The sequence below is a fragment of the Streptomyces paromomycinus genome (assembly GCF_003865155.1).
GTDB classification, from domain to species: Bacteria; Actinomycetota; Actinomycetes; order Streptomycetales; family Streptomycetaceae; genus Streptomyces; species Streptomyces chrestomyceticus.
Genome location: NZ_BHZD01000001.1, coordinates 9431851 through 9454717 on the forward strand (window position 1 = coordinate 9431851; position 22867 = coordinate 9454717).

At 69.7% G+C, this 22867-nt stretch carries 16 protein-coding genes and 3 pseudogenes; 6 read left to right on the forward strand and 13 right to left on the reverse strand.

Annotated elements, in window-relative coordinates; all coding sequences use genetic code 11:
• The first annotated feature begins 309 nt into the window (after positions 1-309).
• Both OEIGOIKO_RS40075 and OEIGOIKO_RS40080 read left to right on the forward strand, forming a co-directional pair.
• Positions 310-1992, forward strand: a complete 1683-nt coding sequence (locus tag OEIGOIKO_RS40075) for a hypothetical protein (protein WP_371859007.1) — start codon at positions 310-312, stop codon at positions 1990-1992.
• 282 nt (positions 1993-2274) lie between these two features.
• Positions 2275-4875, forward strand: a pseudogene (locus OEIGOIKO_RS40080) (PA14 domain-containing protein); the annotation flags it as partial.
• A gap of 177 nt (positions 4876-5052) precedes the next feature.
• Here the strand turns inward: OEIGOIKO_RS40080 and OEIGOIKO_RS40085 are convergent.
• Positions 5053-6267 carry a lactonase family protein gene (locus OEIGOIKO_RS40085; RefSeq protein ID WP_125058182.1) on the reverse strand — a complete coding sequence of 405 codons (1215 nt, stop codon included), beginning with the start codon at positions 6265-6267 and terminating at the stop codon, positions 5053-5055.
• A gap of 128 nt (positions 6268-6395) precedes the next feature.
• On the opposite strand from OEIGOIKO_RS40085, the pseudogene OEIGOIKO_RS40090 reads away from it, so the two are divergent.
• A pseudogene (locus OEIGOIKO_RS40090) lies at positions 6396-6485 on the forward strand (IS5/IS1182 family transposase); the annotation flags it as partial.
• 430 nt (positions 6486-6915) lie between these two features.
• Here the strand turns inward: OEIGOIKO_RS40090 and OEIGOIKO_RS40095 are convergent.
• Together OEIGOIKO_RS40095 and OEIGOIKO_RS40100 are read right to left on the reverse strand one after the other, a co-directional pair.
• A complete protein-coding gene (locus OEIGOIKO_RS40095) occupies positions 6916-7113 on the reverse strand; it encodes a hypothetical protein (protein ID WP_125058183.1) in 198 nt (65 codons plus the stop codon).
• A 38-nt stretch (positions 7114-7151) separates the two neighbouring features.
• Positions 7152-8213, reverse strand: a complete 1062-nt coding sequence (locus tag OEIGOIKO_RS40100; RefSeq protein WP_125058184.1) for an alpha/beta fold hydrolase — start codon at positions 8211-8213, stop codon at positions 7152-7154.
• A gap of 349 nt (positions 8214-8562) precedes the next feature.
• On the opposite strand from OEIGOIKO_RS40100, the gene OEIGOIKO_RS40105 reads away from it, so the two are divergent.
• Entirely contained in the window at positions 8563-9129 is a 567-nt protein-coding gene (locus OEIGOIKO_RS40105; RefSeq protein WP_125058185.1) for a TetR/AcrR family transcriptional regulator, read from the forward strand.
• 96 nt (positions 9130-9225) lie between these two features.
• Positions 9226-9591, forward strand: a complete 366-nt coding sequence (locus OEIGOIKO_RS40110) for a hypothetical protein (protein ID WP_125058186.1) — start codon at positions 9226-9228, stop codon at positions 9589-9591.
• A 34-nt stretch (positions 9592-9625) separates the two neighbouring features.
• Here OEIGOIKO_RS40110 and OEIGOIKO_RS40115 read toward each other — a convergent pair whose 3' ends face one another.
• The gene (locus OEIGOIKO_RS40115; RefSeq protein WP_125058187.1) at positions 9626-9967 is read right to left on the reverse strand and encodes a hypothetical protein; all 342 of its coding nucleotides are present in this window, start codon (positions 9965-9967) and stop codon (positions 9626-9628) included.
• Between the two features lie 129 nt (positions 9968-10096).
• On the reverse strand, positions 10097-11158 hold the full coding sequence (locus OEIGOIKO_RS40120) for a zinc-binding dehydrogenase (RefSeq protein ID WP_125058188.1): 1062 nt from the start codon (positions 11156-11158) through the stop codon (positions 10097-10099).
• Positions 11159-11407: 249 nt separating this feature from the next.
• On the opposite strand from OEIGOIKO_RS40120, the gene OEIGOIKO_RS40125 reads away from it, so the two are divergent.
• The gene (locus OEIGOIKO_RS40125; protein WP_125058189.1) at positions 11408-14623 is read left to right on the forward strand and encodes a bifunctional cytochrome P450/NADPH--P450 reductase; all 3216 of its coding nucleotides are present in this window, start codon (positions 11408-11410) and stop codon (positions 14621-14623) included.
• 70 nt (positions 14624-14693) lie between these two features.
• Here OEIGOIKO_RS40125 and OEIGOIKO_RS40130 read toward each other — a convergent pair whose 3' ends face one another.
• From OEIGOIKO_RS40130 to OEIGOIKO_RS40165, 8 genes and pseudogenes are all read right to left on the reverse strand, one after another.
• Positions 14694-15320 (reverse strand): TetR/AcrR family transcriptional regulator, encoded by a 627-nt coding sequence (locus OEIGOIKO_RS40130; protein ID WP_125058190.1) that lies wholly within the window; start codon positions 15318-15320, stop codon positions 14694-14696.
• A 253-nt stretch (positions 15321-15573) separates the two neighbouring features.
• Positions 15574-16440: a phytanoyl-CoA dioxygenase family protein gene (locus tag OEIGOIKO_RS40135; RefSeq protein ID WP_125058191.1), complete on the reverse strand. Its 867-nt coding sequence runs from the start codon at positions 16438-16440 to the stop codon at positions 15574-15576.
• Positions 16441-16608: 168 nt separating this feature from the next.
• The gene (locus OEIGOIKO_RS40140) at positions 16609-17667 is read right to left on the reverse strand and encodes an alcohol dehydrogenase catalytic domain-containing protein (protein WP_125058192.1); all 1059 of its coding nucleotides are present in this window, start codon (positions 17665-17667) and stop codon (positions 16609-16611) included.
• Between the two features lie 28 nt (positions 17668-17695).
• Positions 17696-17947 (reverse strand): annotated as a pseudogene (locus OEIGOIKO_RS40145) (aldehyde dehydrogenase family protein); the annotation flags it as partial.
• 101 nt (positions 17948-18048) lie between these two features.
• Positions 18049-18753: a transporter gene (locus OEIGOIKO_RS40150; RefSeq protein WP_125058193.1), complete on the reverse strand. Its 705-nt coding sequence runs from the start codon at positions 18751-18753 to the stop codon at positions 18049-18051.
• Positions 18750-20144: a flavin monoamine oxidase family protein gene (locus OEIGOIKO_RS40155; RefSeq protein ID WP_125058194.1), complete on the reverse strand. Its 1395-nt coding sequence runs from the start codon at positions 20142-20144 to the stop codon at positions 18750-18752. Before OEIGOIKO_RS40155 ends, OEIGOIKO_RS40150 begins: the two co-directional genes overlap by 4 nt.
• Positions 20128-21063 (reverse strand): alpha/beta fold hydrolase, encoded by a 936-nt coding sequence (locus OEIGOIKO_RS40160; protein WP_125058195.1) that lies wholly within the window; start codon positions 21061-21063, stop codon positions 20128-20130. Before OEIGOIKO_RS40160 ends, OEIGOIKO_RS40155 begins: the two co-directional genes overlap by 17 nt.
• Positions 21056-22591, reverse strand: coding sequence for a flavin-containing monooxygenase (locus tag OEIGOIKO_RS40165; protein WP_125058196.1), 1536 nt, complete (start codon positions 22589-22591; stop codon positions 21056-21058). The genes OEIGOIKO_RS40160 and OEIGOIKO_RS40165 overlap by 8 nt, the downstream gene beginning before the upstream one ends.
• Between the last annotated feature and the right edge of the window lie 276 nt (positions 22592-22867).

Sequence of the window (22867 nt, forward strand, 5' to 3'; positions counted from 1 at the left end):
AGGCGTCAACTGCCCGCCGGGTGGCTCCGGTTCGGGAGGGCGGTGGGGTGGGCGCCGGGCTGAATGAAGGCACGGTATTGGTTTATCGTGAAACATCACCTCTGGTATAGGCCAATCGTTCGGCATGGGCGCGATTCTCGCGGACGGGAAAGTCATGGCATGATCACGCGCATCCGTTCCGCGAATCTTCGCGAACGTCCCGTCGTCGTGAGGCGCTGCCTGCGGAGCCGACTCCGTCGTGGCGCACCCCACCCCACGTCCCGAGGGCCCACTGTGCACAAGATCACCAAGCAGGCACTCATACCTGCCTTGACCACCATCTCCCTGCTGGCCGCGGGGTGTTCGTCGGTCGGTACCGGGAAGGCCGGCCGGGTCGGCGACGCCGCCGAGGCCGCCGGTGCCGATGGCGTAGGCGGGGCGGCCGCTGCCCCGGCCGCCGAACTGGACGCCGCGGGCGACACCGGCCAGGGCGGCGGTGCCACCGGCGACGGGCGGCGGCTGCCGGTCACCGCGGTTCCGGCACCGTCCGCTCCGTCCGGCGCCACCGCAGTGGCGCGCCCGTCCCGCGACGGGCACGTGACGCACAAGTCCTCGCTGCGGATCGCCTCGTACGACCGGCGCAGCGGGCGCGCGGTCATCGCGGGGGCGGTGGTCGCTCCGAAGGGGCCCTCGGGGGCCTCTGGCTCCTCCTCCCCGGCGCCATCGGCCTCGGCGTCCGGCTCTCCCGCGCCTTCCGCCCCCGTTCCCTCCGCCCCCGCTCCCTCCGTCGGTTCCGAGGGGGCCGGAGGGACTGGGGGGACTGAGGTGTCTGACGGTGCTGGAGGAACTGGAGGGGCCGCCAAGCCCGCCAAGCCCGCTTCCCCGGGGGAGAAGTCGGCGGTGGTCGTCGGCGACGTCATCGCGAGCGCACCTGCCCCCGGCGCCCCCAGCGGCGTACTGGCCAAGGTCACCAAGGTGCTGGGCACGACGCACCAGGGCACGGAGGTCAACACCGCCCCGGCCACGCTCGACGCGCTGCTGGGCAAGGACGAGGCGGACGGGAAGGTGCCCGTCGATCCGGCGGGTTTCTCGGTCGAGCCGCTGGTCAAGGGCGTGAAAGTGTCCTGGGCGAAGAACGGCGGGCGCCGGTTCGGCCCGCAGGGCGCCACGCTGCCCCTGGGCAGCCTGCGCCTCGACGTCGGCGCGTCGGTCGCCACCGCCGAGGGTGCTCCGGCCGATGCCGCCGCCTCGGTCTCCGGCTTCGTCCAGCTCTCCCCGAAGGTGGAGTTCGGCTACCACGGCAACCGTACGCACACCGACTCCGCCGCTCCCGGGACCGGAACCGGCACGGCTCCCCGCGGTGCCTACATCGGGCTGTCGGGTGACTGGTCCTCCCAATGGCAGTTCAAGGGCCGGGCCGCCGCGTCGACCGGCAAGGACAAGCCGCTGCGGATGCCGTTCGCCAAGCTGCACGCGGACCCGGTCGTCCAGGTCGGCCCGGTGCCCGTCGTCGTCAACCTCGACCTCACGTGCTATCTCGCGGTGGAGGCCGACGGCCGGATCACTGTCGATGTCAAGCAGGACCTCAAGGGAGGTTTCCGGGTCGGCGGCAGCTACAGCTGGGCCAGGGGCTGGAAGCCGGTCAGTGAGTCCGGCCTGAAAGCCACCCCGGTCCAGGCCGCCGTGACGGCGGCGGGCCGGGCCAAGGCCGTACTCGGTGCCGAGGCGGGCGTCGGCCTGTACGGCATGGCCGGGGTGAGCGCCGACATCGCCCCGTACCTGCGCGGCGAAGGCAGTGCCGTGGTCACCGGCTCCTCCGACGGGAAGGGTTCCGCCACGGCCGACTGGAAGGCCTTCGGAGGGCTGGACCTCTCGGGCTCGCTCCAGGCTCAGCTGACGGTCTTCGGTACCCCGCTCTTCCAGAAGCGCATTCCCCTGGGCGCCCTGCACCGGGAGTGGCAGCTCGCGGCCGGCCGTCTGTCGTCCAGCGCCCGGCAGCCGCACGCGGGCTGACCCGTGGGGGCCGTCGCATGACTTGTGCCGCCTCGCCGTACCGATCTGGTGGTACGGCGAGGCGGCACTTTCGGGTCCGGCGATCGGTGCGTGCTGACCGTGTCCGGCGAACGGCGCGTGCTGACCGTTTCCGGCGGCCTCGGTCGAACGGTGCCCGCCACGGCAATTGCCGTGCAGAACTGTTGTTTTGCGGTGCAGGCTGTGCCTAACTGTTTGACTATGTTTCCTTCTCTGCGTGGCCTGAGCCCGCGTGCCAGAGGTGTCCCGCACCGAAGACACCGCATGAGACACCCCCGACGCCTCTCCTCCCACCTGCTGTTCTGTGCCTTACTGTGCGCCCTCGCCGGCTCGCTCGCGGTCAGCGGCCCGGTGCCGCCGGCACGGGCGGCGGAAGCTCCGCACGAGACGGGGCGCGGCCTCAAGGGCGAGTACTTCCGGATGTCCGAACCCGGCGCCCGCGACTTCGCCGAGCTGGGCGGGACGACCCTGGAGCCGGCCGTCGACTTCCCCGACCTGAGCTCCGTCTTCCGGTTCACCACGGGGCGCACCGAGCACACCACGGCCCGCTGGAGCGGCAGGATCGAGGTGCCCAAGAGCGGCAAGTTCACCTTCTTCGCGAAGGGGGACAACGGCTTCCGGTTCTTCGTCGACGGCAAGCCGGTCATCGACCACTGGGCGCCCGACTGGGACGTCGAGGTCAAGAGCCAACCCCTCGAACTGACCGCCGGCCGGCAGTACGACTTCCGGTTCGAGATGTTCCAGGACTTCGGCGGTTCCAACATGGTGCTGAGCTGGCAGAGCCCGGACGTCGAGCGGCAACCGGTCCCGGAGTCGGCCTTCAGCCTGCCGGACGGCTTCGAGCCGTACCCGGTAAATCTGGTCGTCGGGGCCGATGGACGGCGGCTGCGGGCGACGTTCGAGGGTGAGGTCCGCGGGGCCGAGGCGCTCAAGGACCACCTGATGCTGGAGGCCGACTCCACGCAGATGCCCGTGGAGTCGGCCGTCAGGGACGGGAACGACCCGCGCTCCGTGGTCCTCACGCTGGCCGGACCCGTCCAGAAGGGACAGCGGGTGCGCTTCGGATACGACGGCAAGGGCGGGCTGACCAGCAACGGGAAGCCCGTGCCCGTGGTGATCCGCGCGGCCGGGAACCTCTCCACCCACCGGCTGACCACCGAATGGGGCGACAACGTGGACCCGGACAACCCGCTGCCCGAGTACCCCCGGCCGCAGGAGAGGCGGGCGCAGTGGAAGAACCTCAACGGCCGTTGGGAGTTCGCCGGCGCCCGTAAGGACGAGCAGCCCCCGTTCGGCAAGCGGCTGGCCGAAAGGATCACGGTGCCGTTCCCCGTCGAGTCGCAGCTCTCCGGGATCGAGCGGCACGAGGACCACATGTTCTACCGCAGGCTCGTCACCGTCCCCAAGGGCTGGCACGTCGGCACCGCGCGGCGCCTCAAGCTCAACTTCGGCGCCGTCGACTACGAAGCGCGGGTCTGGGTCAACGGCAAGCAGGTGGCCCGGCACACCGGCGGCTACACCGCGTTCAGCGCCGACATCACCGACGCGCTGAAGAAGAGCGGCCAACAGGAGATCATCGTCGGCGTCACCGACACCGGCGGCGCCAACCAGCCGAAGGGCAAGCAGACGCCGCGCCCAGGCGGCATCTTCTACACCCAGTCCTCCGGCATCTGGCAGACCGTCTGGTTGGAACCCGTCGCCAGGACGGCCGTCGACAGGATCGTCAGCACCCCCGACATCGGCAGCAGCACCCTCAAGGTGACGGCGGAGTCCCGTAACGCCTCGCCGCGGGCGAAGGTCACGGCCGTGGCGCGCGACAAGAAGGGCCGGGTGGTCGGCAGGGTCACCGGAGCGGCCAACGCCAACCTGAATCTGAAGCTGCGGAACCAGCACCTGTGGTCGCCCGACGACCCCTATCTCTACGACCTCGAAGTCACCCTCCGCGACGGCGGGCCGAAGGACTCCGTCAAGAGCTACTTCGGGATGCGCTCCATCGGCGTACAGAAAGTCGGCGGCCACCCCAAGCTCGTACTGAACGGCCGGCCCTTCTTCTCCCTCGCCATGCTGGACCAGGGCTTCTGGCCGGACGGCCTCCACACCCAGCCCAGCGACGACGCGCTCCGCTTCGACCTGGAGGGACAGAAGCGGCTCGGCTTCAACGCGGTACGCAAGCACATCAAGGTCGAGTCGCCCCGCTGGTACTACCACGCGGACCGGATCGGACTGCTGGTGTGGCAGGACTTCGTCTCCGGCACCATCACCGACGAACGAGGGCAGCAGGCCTTCACCGAGCAGGGCAAGGAGATGATGCAGCAGACGCACAACTCACCGGCTGTCGGCGGCTACGTCGTCTTCAACGAGGGCTGGGGCGAGTGGGACCGCGCCGCCACCGGCCGGCTCGCCGAGGCCGTCAAGGACGCCGACCCCTCGCGCGTCGTCAACGCGCACAGCGGCGTCAACTGCTGCGACTCAAAGGGCGATTCGGGTAAGGGTGACATCATCGATCACCACGACTACAACAACGTCGACCCGCCCGCACCCGACGATCACCGGGCCGCCATGGACGGCGAACACGGCGGCTTCACCCTGCGCACTCCCGGTCACATGTGGCCCGGCGCCCCCACCGTGATCTACAGCGGGGTGGCCGACCCGGAGGCGCTGACCCGGAAGTACGTCGACAACACCCGGCGGTTCTACCTGCGCCAGGCAGGCGAGCAACTGTCCGGCTCGGTCTACACGCAGGTCTCCGACCTGGAGAACGAACTCAACGGGTTCTGGACGTACGACCGGCGCCAGCTCAAGGTTGATCCCGTCCGCGTCCGCGCTGTCAACCGGGAGGTCGTCGCGGCCGGGGCGGCGGCAGGAGGCTGACTGTCCCGCGCGTGTACGGCCGTGGGCGTGACCGTGTATGGCCGTGCGCGGCCGTGTGTATGGCAACGAAGCCAGGCCCGTGGAGACCCGTGGAGAACGGGCCTGGCTTCTCCGGTGAGGGCGGCGAGCCGGAGGGGGGAGACGTGGGCAGGCGTGCGGGGGTCGGCGGTGTCAGACGGGCAGGGCGCAGCCGAGCGAAGACGTGGCGAAGGGCGGCCCGGAGGCGGTGAGGGCGCCGGTTTCCCGGTTCACGGTGAAGACGCCGACCGTCCTGCCGTACTGGTTGGCCGCGAACAGCAGGGTGCCCGACGGCGCGAGGCTGATGTGCCGGGGCCAGGAGCCGCCGCTGGGCACCGTGTCCACCAGACGCAGGCTGGAACCGTCCTCGGTGACGGCGAACCGGGCGATGCTCTCATGCCCCCGGTTGGAGAGGTAGAGGAACCGGCCGTCGGCCGAAATCGCCACCTCCGCCGGGTAGTTGCGGACGGCCGCCGCGTGACCGCCGGGGACGGTGGGCCGGCTCTCGCCACGGGTGAGCACGCCGGTCGTCTGATGGTGTCCGTAGACGGTGATCGTGCTGTTCAGTTCGTTGGCGACGTACGCGTACGGGGCCGTCGGGTGGAAGACCATGTGGCGGGGGCCGGCGCCCGCCACCGAGCGGGCCTCGGAAACCGGCTGCAGCGTGCCGCTCGCGGTGTCGAGTCGGTACGTGTACACCTTGTCGGTGCCCAGGTCGACGGCGAAGACGTGGCGGCCCAGGGGATCGGTGATGATCTGGTGCGCGTGCGGGCCCTCCTGGCGCCCGGGGTCGGGCCCGGAGCCGGTGTGCTGGACGAGCGCGGTACGGGTGCCCACGCTGCCGTCGCCGTTGATCCGGTGCGCCGCGACGCTGCCTGCCCCGTAGTTGGCGCTGAGCAGGTAGCGGCCGGTGGGGTGCACCGACAGGTGGGTGACATTGGCGCCGCCCGTGGACTGCGCCCGGCCCAAGGGCGTGAGCGCGCCGCCGGTGCCGATGGCGAAGGCCCGTACCGCGCCTTGCCGTCCGCCGTTGTCGAGGGAGTAGAGCACCTTGCCGTCGGGGGAGACCGCGAGGAAGGACGGGTCGGTCACCGCCGGGAAACCGCCCCGCCGGGTCAGTGCGCCGGTCGTGGTGTCGTACGTGCAGGAGATGATGCCGTTGCCGTACGTACCCAGGAACACCGGACGCGGATCGGCGGCCTCCGGCCGTGCGGACGACGTCAGGGCCCGCGCGGCGGAAGCGTGGACCCCGGACGCGGCACCGAGCACGCCGGCGCCCAGCGCCCCGAGAAGCGAGCGGCGGGCGAGGCCGGAGGTCGCGGTGGCTCGGCCGGTGTGCTCCACGGGCTGCGGCGACTGTGGGGGCATGGCGGGACCTTTCCATACCGAGGGGATGAGCGTTGGCGTGTGCTCGTCAACAGCATGGCGACTTCACGGCCTCCAGGTCCAGACCAATGCAAGCACTTGGCCTCAGGCAGCCCTGCGCCGACGCCTACAGTAACCACCAGGTCGTTGTCGACGCTGACACCCGGCTCATCGTGACGGCCGGCCAGCCCCTGCCCGGCAACCGCAACGACTGCGATGCGCGGCATCACCCGCCTCCACAACCTGGCCCTGGCTGGGTAGGCCGGGGGCCCGTCACGGAGCCTCCTGACTCTCAGCTATTCGATCATTGTGGGACAAGCCTCGGGTCCAGGTTGTGGCGGACCGGCTGGGCTCCGGGGTGCAGGGTGATCGGGGCGCGGCAGTACTTCTGCGAACAGGCGGGCGGAGCCGGGGTCGGAGAACACGTGTAGGCACGGCTCGCTGTCACCGATCACCCGGCCCCTCAGCCCGTTCCGGACGAACAAGGAGTCCTGCGCCACCGCCCGCAGGTCGCTTGCTCCAAGCTTGGTTGCTCGCCCACGGGACGGGTGGACAGGGGAGCCCGCATCGGGCGGCGGAAGCAAAAGCGGAACGTTGTTCCGATTGCAAGGTGGAACGCCGACCCGCTCTGTTGAAGGGGCCTCGCCGCCTCTAAAGGCCGAGGTCCAGAGCCAGGCGCGAGAAGTGGTTCCACGTCCCCTCGGGGGTGTACGCGCTCTGTGCGCGGCTCAACGGCAGGGCCTTTTCCGTGGCCATGCCCTGGTACGGGACGCGCTCGGGCGGCTTGCCGACCTTCGCCTGCCGGGCTGCCGAACCGCCGGCCGTGTTGGCTGTGGCGTAAGTGTTCATCGTCGGCCTCCGTGTGTGCGTACGTAGTCGCTCAGTGGTCAGAAGTGGTCCACGTCCAGGACCGCCTGGGCGAAGGCGACGGGCGCTTCCTGTGGCAGGTTGTGTCCGATGCCGGTCAGTGTGCGGTGCTCGTACGCGCCGGTGAAGCGGTCGCGGTACGAAGAGCCGTTGCCGGGCGCGGTGAACGGATCCCGTTCGGGGTCCAGGGTGATGGTCGGCACCGTGATGACCGGCCGGGTGGCGAGCCGCCTCTCGTAGCGGTCGTAACGGCGCTCGCCGTCGGCGAGACCCAGCCGCCAGCGGTAGTTGTGGATCACGATGTCGGCGTGGTCCGGATTCTCGAAGGCGGCTGCGGTGCGTGCGAACGTGGCATCGTCGAAGTCCCAGGTCGGCGAGACGGTGTCCCAGACGAGCCGGCACAGTTCGGCCCGCTTGTCCCCGTCCTCCATGGCGCGCCGGCCACGCTCGGTGGCGAAGTAGTACTGGTACCACCAGGTGTGCTCGGCCTGCGGGGACAACGGCTCCTGCTGCGCCTCGACATCGGTGATCAGGTACCCGCTCACCGAGACCAGTGCCTTGACACGTTCGGGCCACAGGGCCGCGATGATGTCGGCCGTACGGGACCCCCAGTCGAAGCCGGCCAGCACGGCCCGGTCGATGCCGAGGGCATCCATCAGGGCGATGATGTCCAGGGCGACCGCCGACTGCTGCGCGTTCCGCAACGTCCGGGGCGAGCGGAAGCGGGTCGATCCGTGGCCGCGCAGATACGGGACGATCACGCGGTAGCCGCGCGCCGCCAGCAGGGGAGCGACGTCGATGAAGCTGTGGATGTCGTAGGGCCAGCCGTGCAGGCAGATGACGACGGGGCCGTGCGCCGGGCCCGCTTCCGCGTAACCGACGTCGAGCAGCCCCGCGGTGACCTGCCGGACACGGTCGAATGATGGGTGCGCACTCCCGACGGCCGCGGAGGGCCCGGAAGCCCCCGCGCCGTCACGTGGAGCGGCGGAGGCGGGCGACGAAGCCTGCGGGGCGGCCAGCGACACGGCGGCCGCGCCCGTGCTCAGGCTCACGGCCTTGTTGAAGGTGCGTCTGTCGATCACGTGAAGTCCTCCGGTGCGCCGGCCCGGCCGGGCGGGTGTGCGACGACTGTGCCAGGCAATGCGTCACCGGTCAAGGCGGTGACGGAAGTCGGGCTGATCGGCAACTGGGGCGCACGGCCGAGGCGTTCGGCTGCTTTCGGCCAGGACGGGGATATGGCTGAAGTTGAATCTGTACGGCGTGGGGACGGGGTGCGTAGCGTGTGAGGGGCAGGCAGAATGAACGTTCTTTCTCCCCGAGGGGACGCCATGACCGATTGACGCGCTCTGATGAGATCCGGACGTGGTCCGGATGCGGTCCGGTGCTGTGACAGGCCGAAGGTTTCGGCAGGCCGTCCGTACGCTGTTGCCCATGACTTGGGGCGGCAGGGGAACGGATCATCCGCGTGAGCGGCTGCTGAACATCGCGGGCGAGCTGTTCTACGCGAACGGCATACACACCGTGGGTGTCGATCAGCTCGTACGGGAAGCGGGTGTCACCCGAGCCACCTTCTACCGTCACTTCTCCAGCAAAGACGGGCTGGTCGTGGCCTATCTGCGGGAGCGGGACGCGCGGGTGAAGCGGACGGTGGAGGCGATCACCGGCGCCCACCGGGGGCGTGCGGCTCTACTGGAGATCATCGCCATGGTCGCCGACAGCGTCCTGCGGCCGGAATTCCGCGGCTGCGGTTTCCTCAACGCGGCCGCGGAGTATCCCGATCCGCAGCATCCCGTACGCATCAGCGTGGCAGAACACCGCCGCTGGTTCCGCGGTGTTCTGCGTGAGGTGGTGCGCGACACCGGGCACCCCGATCCCGACCGGGTGGCGCGGGCGCTCATGGTGCTGCGCGACGGGGCGATGGCAGGCGGATATCTCGACGATCAGAACGATGTCGCCCGCACGCTACGCGAGGCGGCGGAGAGCATCCTCGACGCCTGACCCGAGCCGCCGGTCACCCACTACCAGCCGCCCCACCCATGCACTCAACCTCCCCTTCTACCGACTTCATCAACTTCACCGATCAAAGGCGGAGACATGACGACGAAATTCTCCAGAGTCGCGGCGGCTGCGAGCGCGGTCCTCGCGAGCGGTCTGCTCGTCCTCGGAGCCGGAAGCGCGCCCGCCGGCGCGGCGGGGCTCCCGGGCATCACCTTCTACACCGGGCCGAACGGCACCGGGAGCGCGATCGCGGCCAACCTCGACAAGGTCGGCGAGTGCCAGGAACTGCCCACTCCCGTCCAGTCCTTCCTGGCGATCTCCGAGCGGGACGTGGAGGTCTACTACAACGCCGGCTGCCGCCCTGGCGCACCCGGCAAGGACGGCGACCTGCTTTACGTGACGGGCACGCTGGGGTCAGGAAACTTCTCCTACGCGGGGCTCAGTTACCGCGTACGTGGGTGACACGGGTGAGCGGTGTGACGGCCGACGCTCAGCTTCACCGGCCGTGGAACCCGTTGGGCAACGCACGCAGAGCGTCCAGCTCGGCCACCAGTTCGGGCGCGGCCCGCTCGATCCGCTGCCCCTCCAGCAGTGGCGCGGCACTGTAGATCTCGCGTAGGGAGAGGCTCCACCCGTACCCCCTCGGGGCGTGTACGGCCACGGCCTGCGACCGGTGCGGCTCGTTCCGGAGCGTGGCGGTCTCCGCTCGCGTGGCCGTGCACGCCCCGAACGCGGACCACAGCTGCGGGTCGGCCAGACGGGCCAGCCGGGCCGGGGTGAAAGGCGCGCTGTCGAGCAGTCGGCGCGCCAGGCGCAGCCGAGCAGGTAGTTGTCGCACTTGAGTGGCTGCCCTGTCAGCGCCGGATGGTCGAATACCCCAGAGTGCCGCCGACCTTCGGGCGGTGGTGGAGGCGGAGGCCGGATCGGCCGAGTTGTGCCTGGTGGTCCGGGCTCCGCTCCCCTTTGCTCAGGGGATGAGTACGAGGCGGATCGGGTCTCCGGTCTTCTGCTCCAGCCGGGCGACGGCGGCTTCGGCTTCGGCCAGGGGGATGTGGGCGCTGACGGAGGGGCCGAGGTCGATGCGTCCGGCGGCGGCCAGTCCGACGAGCTGTTCCACGTGCTCCGGCTCGGAGCCGTAGTGTCCGCGGATCTGCCGGGCGTTGAAGCAGAAGCCGATGCTGTCGGCGACGGTGACCGGCTCCGGGGTGAGGCCGGCGAGCACCAGGACGCCGTTCGGGCCGAGCACGGTGGTGGCCTGGGCGCGGGCCGCTCCGACGCCGGCGAAGTCGAAGGCGACGTCGATGCCCCGGCCCGCCGTGGCCTCGCGCACCGCCTCGGCGAAGTCTCCGGCCGTGGGATCCAGCGCGTGGTCGGCGCCGAAGAGAAGGGCGCGTTCGCGGGCTGAGGGCAGCGGGTCGACAGCGATGACAGGGGCGGCGCCGACCAGGCGGGCGAGCCGGATGCCGTGGGCGCCGAGGCCCCCCGCTCCCCAGATGCCGACTGCCTGCGCGGGGCGGACCGCGCCGGTCTCCACGATCGCGGCGTACGGGGTGGAGACGGCGTCGGGGATGATCGCGGCCTGGTCGAACGGCAGGTGGTCCGGGATGGGAAGCAGGGTTTCCTCCCGGGCCAGTGCGTACTGCGCCCAGCCCCCGTCGTAGTCCACTCCTCGGGTCAGCGGCCGGCGGCAGGGCATGCGGCGCAGACAGCCGGCGCAAGCGCCGCACGCCTGCCCGGCCTGGAGCACGACCCGCAGGCCGGGAGCCCAGTCGCCCTTCACGTCGGGGCCGACGGTGTGGACGACGCCGGCCACCTCGTGGCCAGGGGTGATGGCACCGGAGTCCTTGACGGCGTCCACGGGGTAGAAGGGGCTCAGGCTGCCGTCGATCAGGTGGAGGTCGGACAGGCAGACGCCGGCGGCCCGTACTTCGACGAGGACCTCGCCCGGGCCGGGAACCGGGATCGGGACCTCTTCGACGGCGAAGGCGCGGGTGTCCAGGCGCAGCCGTCCGGCCGGCATGGTGTTCATGCGGAAACCTCGATGTGCTCGGTGAAAAGTGCGCATGCAATGCATACACGTGACATGGTCGGCTGACCATGTCGGGCAACCGTGTCTGCTGGCGAGGTCCCTGTCAAGCAGTGCTCGCCGGACGTTCTCAAGGGTCAGTAAGTTCCCTCGAGTGACTGTGTCTATCGGTACAGTCATGCGACATGTTCACTCGACAAAGTCGCGTGTAGGTTAGCGAGGGACTGCTGGAGTGCAACGAAAGGCACGCTCATGACTCAGGTGTCCGTAGGTGCGGCGCGGGCGATCCCCGAGCGCCCCCCGCTGCCCCTCGTAGGCCACGCGTTCAACGTTCCCGCAGGCGCGGACTTCCTGGCCTACCTGCTGAAGGAGTTCAAGGAATTCGGGCCCGTGTACCGGCTGCGGGTCTTCGGGAGGGACACCGTCATGATCGGTGGCCTGGACCTGGTGACCGAGCTGTCGGACGAGACCCGCTTCCGCAAGCACGTTCACGCCGACCTGGTCGAGGTTCGGGCCCTGGCCGGGGACGGTCTGTTCACCGCCTACAACCACGAACCGAACTGGCGCAAGGCCCACGACATCCTGATGCCCGCGTTCTCGCTCGGCGCGATGCGCAGCTACCACGCCCCCATGCTCAAGGTCGCCCGCTCACTGATCGGCAAGTGGGACCGGCTCGCCGGGGTGCAGTCGGTGGATGTCCCCGACGAGATGACCCGGCTGACCTTCGACACGATCGGCGTGTGCGGCTTCGGCTACGACTTCCAGTCCTTCCGCCGCGACGATCTGCACCCGTTCGTCGAGGCGATGTCCCGTGCTCTCGTCTTCGCCCAGGAGAAGGGCGAGTCCATCCCGGGCTCCGAGTACTTCAAGAGGAAGAAGGTCGAGCAGTTCCGGAGGGACGTCGACCTGATGACGGACCTCGTCGACGACGTGATCAGAGAGCGCCGTACCTCCGGCGACACCAGCACGGACGACCTGATGGGGCTGATGCTGCACACCAAGGACCCGGCCACCGGCGAGCCGCTGGACGACGTCAACATCCGCCACCAGGTGATCACCTTCCTGATCGCCGGCCACGAGACCACCAGCAGCGCGCTCTCCTTCGCCCTCTACTACCTGACCAAGCATCCGGAGGTGCTCGCCCGGGCCCAGGCCGAGGTGGACGCCCTGTGGGGTGACACCGACTCCCCGGACCCCCAGTACGGTGACATCGGCAAGCTCACCTACCTCCGCCAGGTGCTCAACGAGAGCCTGCGGCTGTGGCCGACGGCCCCCGCGTTCGCCGTCGAGCCGATCGAGGACACCGTCATCGGCGGCAAGTACCCCGTACGCAAGGGCGAGTCGCTGATGGTGATCACCTCGGCCCTGCACCGTGACGCGGCCTGGGGGGAGAACGTCGAGCTGTTCGATCCCGAGCGCTTCACGCCCGAGCGGGAGGCGGCCCGCTCGGTCCACGCCTTCAAGCCGTTCGGCAACGGCGAGCGGGCCTGCATCGGCCGCCAGTTCGCGCTGCACGAGGCCACCCTGCTGCTGGGCCTGCTGGTGCACCGTTACCGTCTGATCGACCACACCGACTACCAGCTGAAGATCAAGTCGACGCTGACCATCAAGCCCGACGGGTTCAGCCTCCGGCTCGCCCGCCGCACCAGCGACGAACGGCGCCTGCCCGCTGTCACGGCAGCGGATTCCGTCCCGGGCCGGACCGCCACCGTGACGCGCCGGGCGAGCGGCACCGCGCTGACCCTGCTGCACGGATCCAACCTCGGCACCTGCGCCGGTATCGCCCGCGACCTCGGCGGCGACGGTGAGGAGCACGGCTTCACTCCATCCGTCGCCGCCCTCGACGAGTACACGGGGCGGCTGGCCGGCACCGAGGGCCCCGTCGTCATCGTTGCCGCGTCCTACAACGGTCGCCCCACCGACGACGCCGCCGAGTTCGTCGCCGCTCTGGAGAACCTCGCCCCCGGCTCGCTCGCCGGCCTGCGGTACGCCGTCCTCGGTGTCGGCGACCGCAACTGGGCGGCGACCTACCAGCGCATCCCCACCCTGATCGACGAGCGTCTGTCCGCCGCCGGCGCCGTCCCGCTTCTGGAGCGCGGCGCCGCCGATGCTGCCGGCGACTTCGCCGGAGCGGTCGACCAGTGGACGGAAGAGCTGTGGACGGTCCTTCTGGATGAGTACGGAGAAGCGTCCGCCGGCGAAGCGGCCGGCCCCGCACCGGTGACGGAAGAGGAGGGACTGTACGAGCTGGAGGACACCTCGGAGTCGGTCCTCGGCGGTCTCGCCGAGCGCCACGGCGTCCAGCCGATGGAGGTCCTCGAAGCGTATGAACTCGTCGACACCGACCACGAACTGGGTCGCTCCAAGCGGTTCCTGCGGCTCCGGCTGCCCGAGGGCGTCAGCTACCGCACCGCTGACCACCTGGCCGTCCTGCCCAGCAACCCCGAGACCCTCGTCCAGCGTGTCGCCGACCGTTTCGGCCTCGACCTGGACCGCACCGTCCGGCTGCGTGCCCGCCGCCGGAGCCGGGGCGCCCTGCCCGTCGACCGGCCGCTGACCCTGCGCCGCCTGCTCACCGACTTCGTCGAGCTGCAGGACCCGGCCACCCAGGAGCAGGTCGCCGTGCTCGCCGAGCACACTTCCTGCCCGCCGGAGAAGCAGCCGCTCACCGTCTTCGCCACCGCCGATGCCGAGACCTTCCGGGAGCAGGTGACCGTCGCGGGGCTCAGCGTCCTGGACCTCCTGGAGCGCTACCGCGCGTGCGAACTGCCCTTCGAGCGCTTCCTGGAGCTGCTGCCGGTGCTGCGCCCCCGGCACTACTCGATCTCGTCGTCCGCCGCGGCCCGGCCCGGCGAGGCCGACCTGATGGTGTCGCTGCTCGCCTCGTCCCACCGGTCGGGGGAGGGCACCTTCCGGGGCATCGCCTCGCACTTCCTGCAGACGGTGAACGCGGGCGATGTGATCCAGGCCCGGGTCCTGCCGTGCAGCGAGTCCTTCCGCCTCCCCGAGGACACCTCCGTACCGGTGATCCTGATCAGCGCGGGCACCGGCCTCGCGCCCTTCCGCGGCGCGGTCCTCGATCGCCATCACGCGGGCTCGACCGGCACCCTGCTCTGCTACTTCGGCTGCGACCATCCCGACGTGGACTTCCTGCACCGGGAGGAGTTCGAGGCGGCCGAGGCGGCCGGCGCCGTGAGCATGCGCCCCACCTTCATGCACGCACCCGAGAACGGCGCCCGCTTCGTCCAGGAGCGCATCGCCCGCGAGAGCGAGGAGGTGTGGTCGGTCCTGGAGTCCGACGGGCGCGTCTACATCTGCGGCGACGGCCGCCGTATGGCACCGGCCGTACGGGAAGCGTTCATGGCGATCTACCGTGAACGGACCGGTGCGAGCGATGAGCAGGCCGTGGCGTGGCTCGCGGCGCTCGTCGAGTCCGGGCGCTACGTCGAGGACGTCTGGGCCGGCTGAGCTCGCGAGTAGGCAGAGACGTTTGCGGGCGCGCCTGGAAAGGCGCGCCCGCAAACGAGTTTACGTCGTGTCAGGCCGTCGGGACGTCCGGCAGGGCGAGGCTGCCCTTGGCCAGCGCTACGGTCGCGGCCACGAGAGCCCTGAGCCCTGTCCGCTCAGTGGCCTCGTCCGGCAGGCACAGGAGGACCTGCATGGTGAGGCCGTCGAAGCCGGAGAGGAAGAACCGGGCCACCGTCTCCGGGGACTCCGCCAGTTTCTGTCCCGTCCTCTCGGCCGTCTCGGTGATCACCTGTGCGGTCACCTCTATGACCCGCCGGTAGTGGCTCTGCCGGGCCTCGTTGAGACCGGGCACACGCAGGGCGAACATGGTCAGCTCGCTGAGCAGCTGGTGGTGGGTCGTCGGCTCGCGCACGGTGCCCCACAGGGCTCCCGCCAAGGCGCTGAAGGTCTCCTCGAAGCCCGCGTCCTCCGGCGCTGCCCGCTGTACCTGCGCCACCAGCTCGTCGGTGATCTGGTCCATGACCGCGCGATAGAGGTCCTCCTTCGTGCCGAAGGTGTAGTGGACGGTGGCCTGCGCGACACCGAGCTCCGCGGCGATGGCGCGGGTACTCCCCGCGGCGACACCCTCCCGGGTCATCAGGTCGATGGCCGCCTTGATCAACTGGGGGCGGCGCTCCGCCGCGGAAACATGAGCCATACGCCCACTATATTCGACTTAGTCGGGCGACACAGTCGGCTCGCTGGAGCAACAGACCGGCCGGCTGCCCCATGGAGCGCACGTACGGGCAAGCCTTGGCGTGCGCTCCTCGGACATCTGCGGCAGCCCGTGGCCTGGCCCGCTCCAGTCCGGTGACCTTCGTCCGGGAGGGAACGGCGCTGGTCCAGACCCCATGACCGTGACGGAGCATTACGGTCAGGAGACAGGGCGCGTGTCCTGATCGGGTCGGTTCTCAGAGGCCGAGGTAGTCGCCCAGATCGGCGTAGTCGACCTGCCACAGGCCAGGAGAGCCCGTCGGATACTGGGAGCGGAACCCGAGCAGGCGCTGGACACGCGGCGAGAGCGTCCTGACGAGCTCCATGTCGACCAGAAAGGGGTACGCCTCCTCGCCGGTGAGAAACCCCGGGTTGAGGGCGAAGGCCACCGCCCGCCGGTACTCGTCGCTCGTCCGGTTCGCTCCACCCCCGTGCGCGGTCTTGCCGCTGAACAGCAGGGCGTCTCCGGCATTCATGACCGCGGGAATCGTCTGCTCAGGAGTCCCGCGGTCCTCGAAGTCGCGCCAGTGGTTGCTTCCGGGGATGACGCGGGTGGCGCCGTTCTCCTCCGTGAAGTCGGTCAGTGCGATCAGGAAGTTGAGGGCGACCTCCGGGCCGCTGGGCCCCAGCCCGACGAACGGGAACCAGTTCTCCAGGTCCCGGTGGAGCATCTGCGCCTGGCTGTGGGGGCCGATTTCGATCACCTGTGCGGTGGTCATCCAGTACGTGCCCGACTCCGGGAGGAAGGTCCGGTCGCAGATCTCGTGGACCAGGCGGTGCTCCAGGATCTCGTTGCGGAACGTGGCGCTGTGCGTGACCAGGTTCGTGAGTCGCTTGGTGCTGCTGCCGTGGAACGCGGCCACCACGTCGCTCTCGTGGGCAGAGCCCGGACGAAGCGCCTGCAACGGCGGCTTGATCTCGGCGTTGAAGCGGTTCACCTGCTCCTGCGTCAGGAAGTTCTTGACGATCAGGCCGCCATCGCGGGTCAGGAGCTCGGCCATCTCGTCCGTCGGGGTGCCCGTCGCCACCGACGACAGGGGCTGGGGCTGCTTCTGCGTCGTCATGTGCATTCCTCTCCCTCACCATGAACTCCGGTTGACCGGACGCCCGATCGGCCGCCGGCATCCTGGCCGTCGTGGTCGACTGCGCGTTGCCTTGACGACGGCCAAGTGGGTTCGATCGTGATGGCGTTTCCTCGCTGTCCCTGTGGCTGCTGATGCCACTCTCGCCAGTCACGACCGCCGGCGAGAACGACAGCGGGCACCTGTTTCGCCCGGGCCCGGTGCACGGTGCACAGGCCGGCACCTCGTCGAAGACGAGGACGACGCCGTGCCGGTCGCAGAGGGTTCGCAGCGTCGAAGCGACAGTTCCTGATCGGACATGACGAACGGGTCGATGGAGATCTTCATGTGGTCCGCCACCTGCCCGGCGACCACGGCCGTGCCGCCTCGGGCCAGGACCTCGTAGGCCGGCTCGATGGTGTGGGGCAGCCCGATGGCCTCGATGGCGATCTCCACACCGCGTCCGTCGGTGAGCTGGTACACCCTGTCTGCGACCTTCTCGCGGCCGTTGTCGATCAGATCGGTCGCGCCGAAGACGCTGGCCTGCTGGAGCTTGTCATCGGAGATGTCCGCTGCGATGATCTTCCGCACGACGGCGAGCCGAGCCCCCTGAATCGCGTTCAGGCCGACGCCGCCGCAGCCGAGGACCAGCACGGTGTCGCTCGGACACACCCTGGCGGTGTTGACGGCCGCGCCGACGCCGGTTGTGACGGCGCACCCCACCAGAGGTGACTGTTCGAACGGGGCGTCGTTCCGGATGGCGATCGCGCCCGGCTCGGGCACGAGAGTGCACTGGCCGAACGTTCCGAGGCCCGCGAAGCTGTACACGTCGCCCCCGCCGGCGGACGTGATCCGAGGCCGACCGTCGAACGACAGATGGTTCGCCGGATGCTGGCTGACCATGTCACAGAGGACGGGCCTGCCACCGACGCAATAGCGGCAGCGGCCACACGAAGGCGTCCAGGACAGCACGACGTGATCGCCCTTCTTCAGCGTCGTGACACCTTCGCCGACATTCTCGACGATGCCGGACCCTTCATGGCCGAGAACCATTGGCGAAGGCGCCTCCCAGTCGCCCACGAGCACATGAAGGTCGCTGTGGCACACCCCGCTCGCTTTGAGCCGCACGAGCATCTCACCGGGCGGAGGCGCCGAGGGAAGAGTCACTCTATCGACGGTCAGTGGTTCGTTCGGCGTCCTGAAGACAGCGGCGTCGAATTCGATGGTCATGACGACTTTCCTCTGTGTGCTGTGGCGATCACGTCCGTGCTGTGCGGATGAGCTTCGCGTTGGCGGACTCGTCGATTCCGGCCCGGCCCAGTTCGCGGCCGAAACCGGACCGCTTGACCCCGCCGGAAGGCAGTTCTGCGCCTTCGAGTCCGACGCCGTTGATGAAGACCATGCCTGCGTCGATCTTGTCGGCGACGCGCAGCGCCTGCTCGGCGTCCGTCGTGAACACGTAGGAGCCCAGCCCGTACGGTGTGCCGTTCGCCAGGTCGACGGCCTCGTCCGTCGCGGTGGGGTGATCCTTGACCAATTCGCCGCTGGCGGGGGCCACCACCGCGTGCATGTGCCTCTTCGCCATGCTGTCTCCTTCATCGTTTTCGGGGTTCATACGAGGGCCCCGGTTGCGCGGGCCGGGTTCGCATCCATGGCCGCGTCGTGATCGTGCAGCGCGCGGTAGGCACGGAAGTAGACGAATCCCTGGGTGCCCCACGTCGCCAGCGCGGCGGTGTAGAAGACCGTGCGGTTCGCGTCGTCGAACGGCAGGGGGAAGAAGTCGTAGGTCAACGCGATGGCGGCGCCGGCGGCCGTGACCAGTCCCGCCCAGATCGCGGGCCGCTTCGCGCCCGCGTTCCAGAGCCGCTTGGCGAAGTACCCGAGGAAGACCGCCGTGAGGAGATTGACGACGACGTAGAACACGGCGACCGAGAACGTGGCGCGGTCGGTGTGGACGTCCGCGCCGTGAAAGGGCCGGAGGAACACGCCGGCCACGATGGCGACTCCGAACACGGCGACGTCGACGCCGCGGCTCGGCTTGTAGCGATGGGTGACCTGCATCGGGCCCAGGATCAGGATGAGAGTGATGCCGACCGATCTGGAGAACGCGTCGAAGAAGTACGCCACGTCGTACAGGAGGCTGCCGCTGTCGGCTCCGAGCAGCGACCAGAGCAGGAAATTGCTGCCTGATGTCGCGACGACCATCCATTCGAGACCGAGTAGGTAGTTGCCGTACCGGCGGATGAACCTCCAGCCGTAGCAGTAGCCGGCGAAGATCATCCACAGGTCGGCCGGCAAGAACAGCGCTTCCTTCATCGCGACGCCCCCTCTCGGACGTCGCGGGTCAGGAGGGCGACGACGTTCTCGGCGGTGCGCCGGCCCGTCAGGACCGCGCCGTTCATGGTGCCGGCCCATTCGCCGGCGTTTTCGCTGCCGGCCCAGTGGATGCGCCCGTGGGGCTCGCTCAGCGCCTTGCCGAAGCTCGTGGTCGCGTAGGGGGCGACAGCGGGATTGGGGCCACCCGGGGCGAAGGGCTCCGCTCCCCAGCGGTGGTCCACGTAGTCGACCGGGGTGCGGGCCTGCGGACCGTAGAGGTCGGCGAGCTGCTGGACGACCCGGTCACGTCGGGTCTCAGGGCTGAAGCCGTCGAAGACGCGCGGATCGCAGAAGGCCATCAGGACGCCCGGTCCGCTGTGGGCGGGTGACACATCGAAGGTGATGAACACGGTTCCGGTGTCGGTCACCGCCTCACCGGAGCATCCGCCGGCCCGCCAGAACGGCTTCTCGTAGGCCACGAAAGCCTTGCTCAGCACGCCCATGCGCCAGGTTCGCGTGAGCCCTTCGGCCCGCTCGGGCAGAGCGGGATCGAACTCGATGGCGGCGCGGTGCGCCGGCGCGGCCGTGACGATCGCGTACCTGGCGCGGATGCCGCCGGAACCGATGTGGACGGTGACGCCGTTGTCGTCCTGCGTGATGCGGCGCACCGGTGTCTCCAAGCGCACGCGGTCGCCGAGCCGCTCCGCCACCCGCATGGCGATCTCCTGGGTGGTTTCGACGATCCGGTCCTGCTGCTGACCGCCCTTGACGTCCAGCATGTGATCGAGCCCGCCCGCCGCACCGATGTAGCGCAGCGCGTGCAGCAGGGAGACGTCTCCCGGAGTGCAGCCCCACTGCACCTTGCTGACGACGGTCATCAGCGCACGGGTGCCAGGCAGTGCGTGCTTCCGGTCGAGCCACTCGCCGAACGAGATGGCGTCCAGCCGGTCGGCCCCGGGCGACTCCCACGCGGCGTTCACGTCGATGGTCGCGACCAGCTTGTTCACCGCCATCTGCATGCGGGCCATGTCCACCAGGACGGTGGGGGAGACCTTGGGGACGGTGCCGCTGTAGGTGCGGCGCCGGCCCGCCATCCACAGCACGTTGCGACCCTGGTCGAACTGGCCGGTCGTGGTACACCCCACTCGGCTCGCGAGGTCCCGGACGGCAGTGTGGCGTCGTGCCACCCACGTTGCTCCGAGGTCGACCTTCACGCCCGCCACCTCGCCGGAGAGCGATCGGCCTCCGACCCGGTCGCGGCCTTCCACGACCAGGACGGACCGCCCCGCGCTCACCAGTCGATCGGCAGCGCTCAGGCCGGCGAAGCCGGCGCCGACGACCGCGACGTCGACCGTGGTGTCCTCGGAGCCGGGCTCACGAGATGCGGACATGGTTTCCCCCTTCACCCACGCGGTCCGCGTGCTGCGAGATGTAGGTCGTGATGGGGCCGACGAGGGCCTCGGGAAGGTGATGGCCCATGCCCGGGATGACCACGTGCTGCGCCGAGCGGATCGCCCGGACGGTCGCGGCGCCGCCGCTCGGGCTGATCAGCAGGTCCCGGTCGCCGTTGATGACCAGCGTCGGGGCCGTGACCCTGCTCAGCCGGGCCGTCCGGTCCCCGGACCGCTGGATCGCCTGGATATGGCGCGCCGTGCCGGCTGCCGGATCACCGGCGCTGCGGTCCCATCCACGAGCTGCGACGGCCGCCTCGGCCGCGTCATCGATGGGATGTCCCACTCCCGCGATGTGCCGGGTGAGCCGCAGGTGAGCACGGACCGCTGCGGTTCTGCTCCTCGCCGGCGGGGCGGCGAGGAGCAGAACCGTCGACAGAGCCGGCCGGCCGACTCTGCGTGCCCCGGTGGTGGAGTAGACGGAGGTCAAGGACAGCGCTCGCTCAGGGGCTGTGGCTGCGATCGTCTGCGCGATCATTCCGCCCATCGACCGCCCGACCAGGTGAACCCGCGAGATCCCGAGATGGTCGAGTACGCCGATGCCGTCCCGGGCCATGTCGGCCAGCGCGTACGCATCGCCGCGCGGACGCCCGGCGATCCGACGCCAGAGCCCGGGAGGGGGAGCGGCGACGAACGTCGACTGGCCGGCGTCGCGGTTGTCGATCACGACGACACGGAAGCCGCGGGTGACGAGTGAGCCGACGAACGAGTCCGTCCAGAAGGTGAGGTCTTCACCCAGCCCCGCGACGAGGAGCATCGCGGGGTCGGCCTTGTCGCCGTAGTCCCGGAAGCAGATCCTGATCCCGGAGGGCAGGGTCGCGTACTGGTCGACGCCCTCGGCGCCGCTCGTCTCAGGCATGGGTGGCTCGCCTCCCACCGGGCGACTGCGCGGCCGCCCGTCGGGTGCCGAATTCGAGGTGCTCGTCGGCCACCGGGCCGCGGAGGGCCTTGGCGTCCTCGGGGTAGGACATCGCCATCCGCCAGGGCTTTTCGAGGCCCTGCTTGGGCATGCGCTTCTCGGCACGCTTGGCGTACCCGGCCTGAAGATCCATGACGGGCCTGCGTTCCGTCCCCGCCGGTGCGACCGGCACCACCGTGTCGTATCCGCGGGCGTCCATGTGCCTGACCAGGTCGATGAAGTAGCGGCACATCAGGCTCACCTTGAGTGTCCAGGACGAGGTGGTGTAACCGATCGCCATCGCCCAGTTCGGGATCCCGCTCAGCAGCATCCCGCGGTAACAGAGCGCGTCTGCGATGTCGACCTGACGCCCGTCGACCACGATGGGCATGCCGCCGAAGAGCTGCAGGGTCAGCCCCGTCGCGGTGACGATGACGTCGGCCTCCAGCTCCTCGCCCGACGCCAGGACGATTCCGCGCCTGCTGAACCTCGCCACGGTGTCCGTGACGACGGAGGCCCTGCCCTCCTTGATCGCGTCGAAGAAGTCACCGTCCGGTGCCAGGCACAGCCGCTGGTCCCACGGGTCGTACGGCGGGTTGAAGTGCTTGTCGACGTCGAATCCCTTGGGCAGGCGCTTGATGTTCTCGCGACGGATCAGCGCCCGCCCGGCCCTGGGGAAGGTCCGCAGCCCCTTGACGACGGCTCGGTCGGCCCAGATGTTCTTGAACCGCGTCACGGCGTACCCGCGCTCTTGTCCGAGCACCTTCGTGAGCGCCAGGGCGACCCTGTCGACACGGGGGAGCGCCATGACGTAGGTGGGGGTGCGCTGCAGCATCGTCACGTGGCGGGCGGCGCCTGCCCCGGTGGACATGGCTGGTACCAGCGTGATCGCGGTCGCGCCGCTGCCGATGATGACGACCTTCTTCCCGCTGTAGTCGAGACCCTCGGGCCAGTGCTGCGGGTGAACGATCCGGCCCTCGAAGTCATCCCGTCCGGAAAACTCGGGGGAGAACCCCTCGTCGTACCGGTAGTAGCCGGTGGCGGCGAAGACCCACCCCGCGCGGAACGTCTTGGTCCGGGTCGCTCCCGTTGCGGGGTCCGACGTCTGGACGGTGAGGGTCCACCTCAAGTCCGCCGAGGACCATTCCGAGCGGATGACCCGGTGGCGGAACCTGAGGAGGCGCTCCAGGCCGTTCTCCCCGACTGCTTCCTGGAGGTACTCCTTGATGAGGGGAGCGTCGGCTATCGCGGCTTCGTGGCGCCACGGTTTGAACGCGTAACCGAACGTGTGGAGGTCGGAGTCCGAGCGGATGCCCGGATAGCGGAACAGATCCCAAGTGCCCCCGATGTCGTCGCGTGCTTCCAGCACGACGAGCGACTTGTCGGGGAGCTCCCGGCTGAAATAGGTGGCCGCGCCGATCCCGGAGATCCCTGCTCCGATGATCACCACGTCGAACTCCTCGACGGCGTCCAACACCTCAGCTGTCATGGCGTTTCCTCGCTGTTCCTGTGGCGGTCGCTTCACTGTCGCCAGTCGCGACCGCGGTGAGAACGACAGTGAGCACCTGCTTCGCCCGGACCCGGTGCACGATGCACAGGCCGGTGGCGCCGCTGCGCCCGTACGGTGGTCGACATCCGAGCGCGTCCCCGGCCGAGGCCGCGCTCGGCTCTTCGAGGAACAGGGCGTCAGCGCAGCGGCCGGCCTCGCCGCAGCCGTTGCGCTGACAACGTCGGCGTGATGCAGGTTCGCCCCCGACGTTTGGCA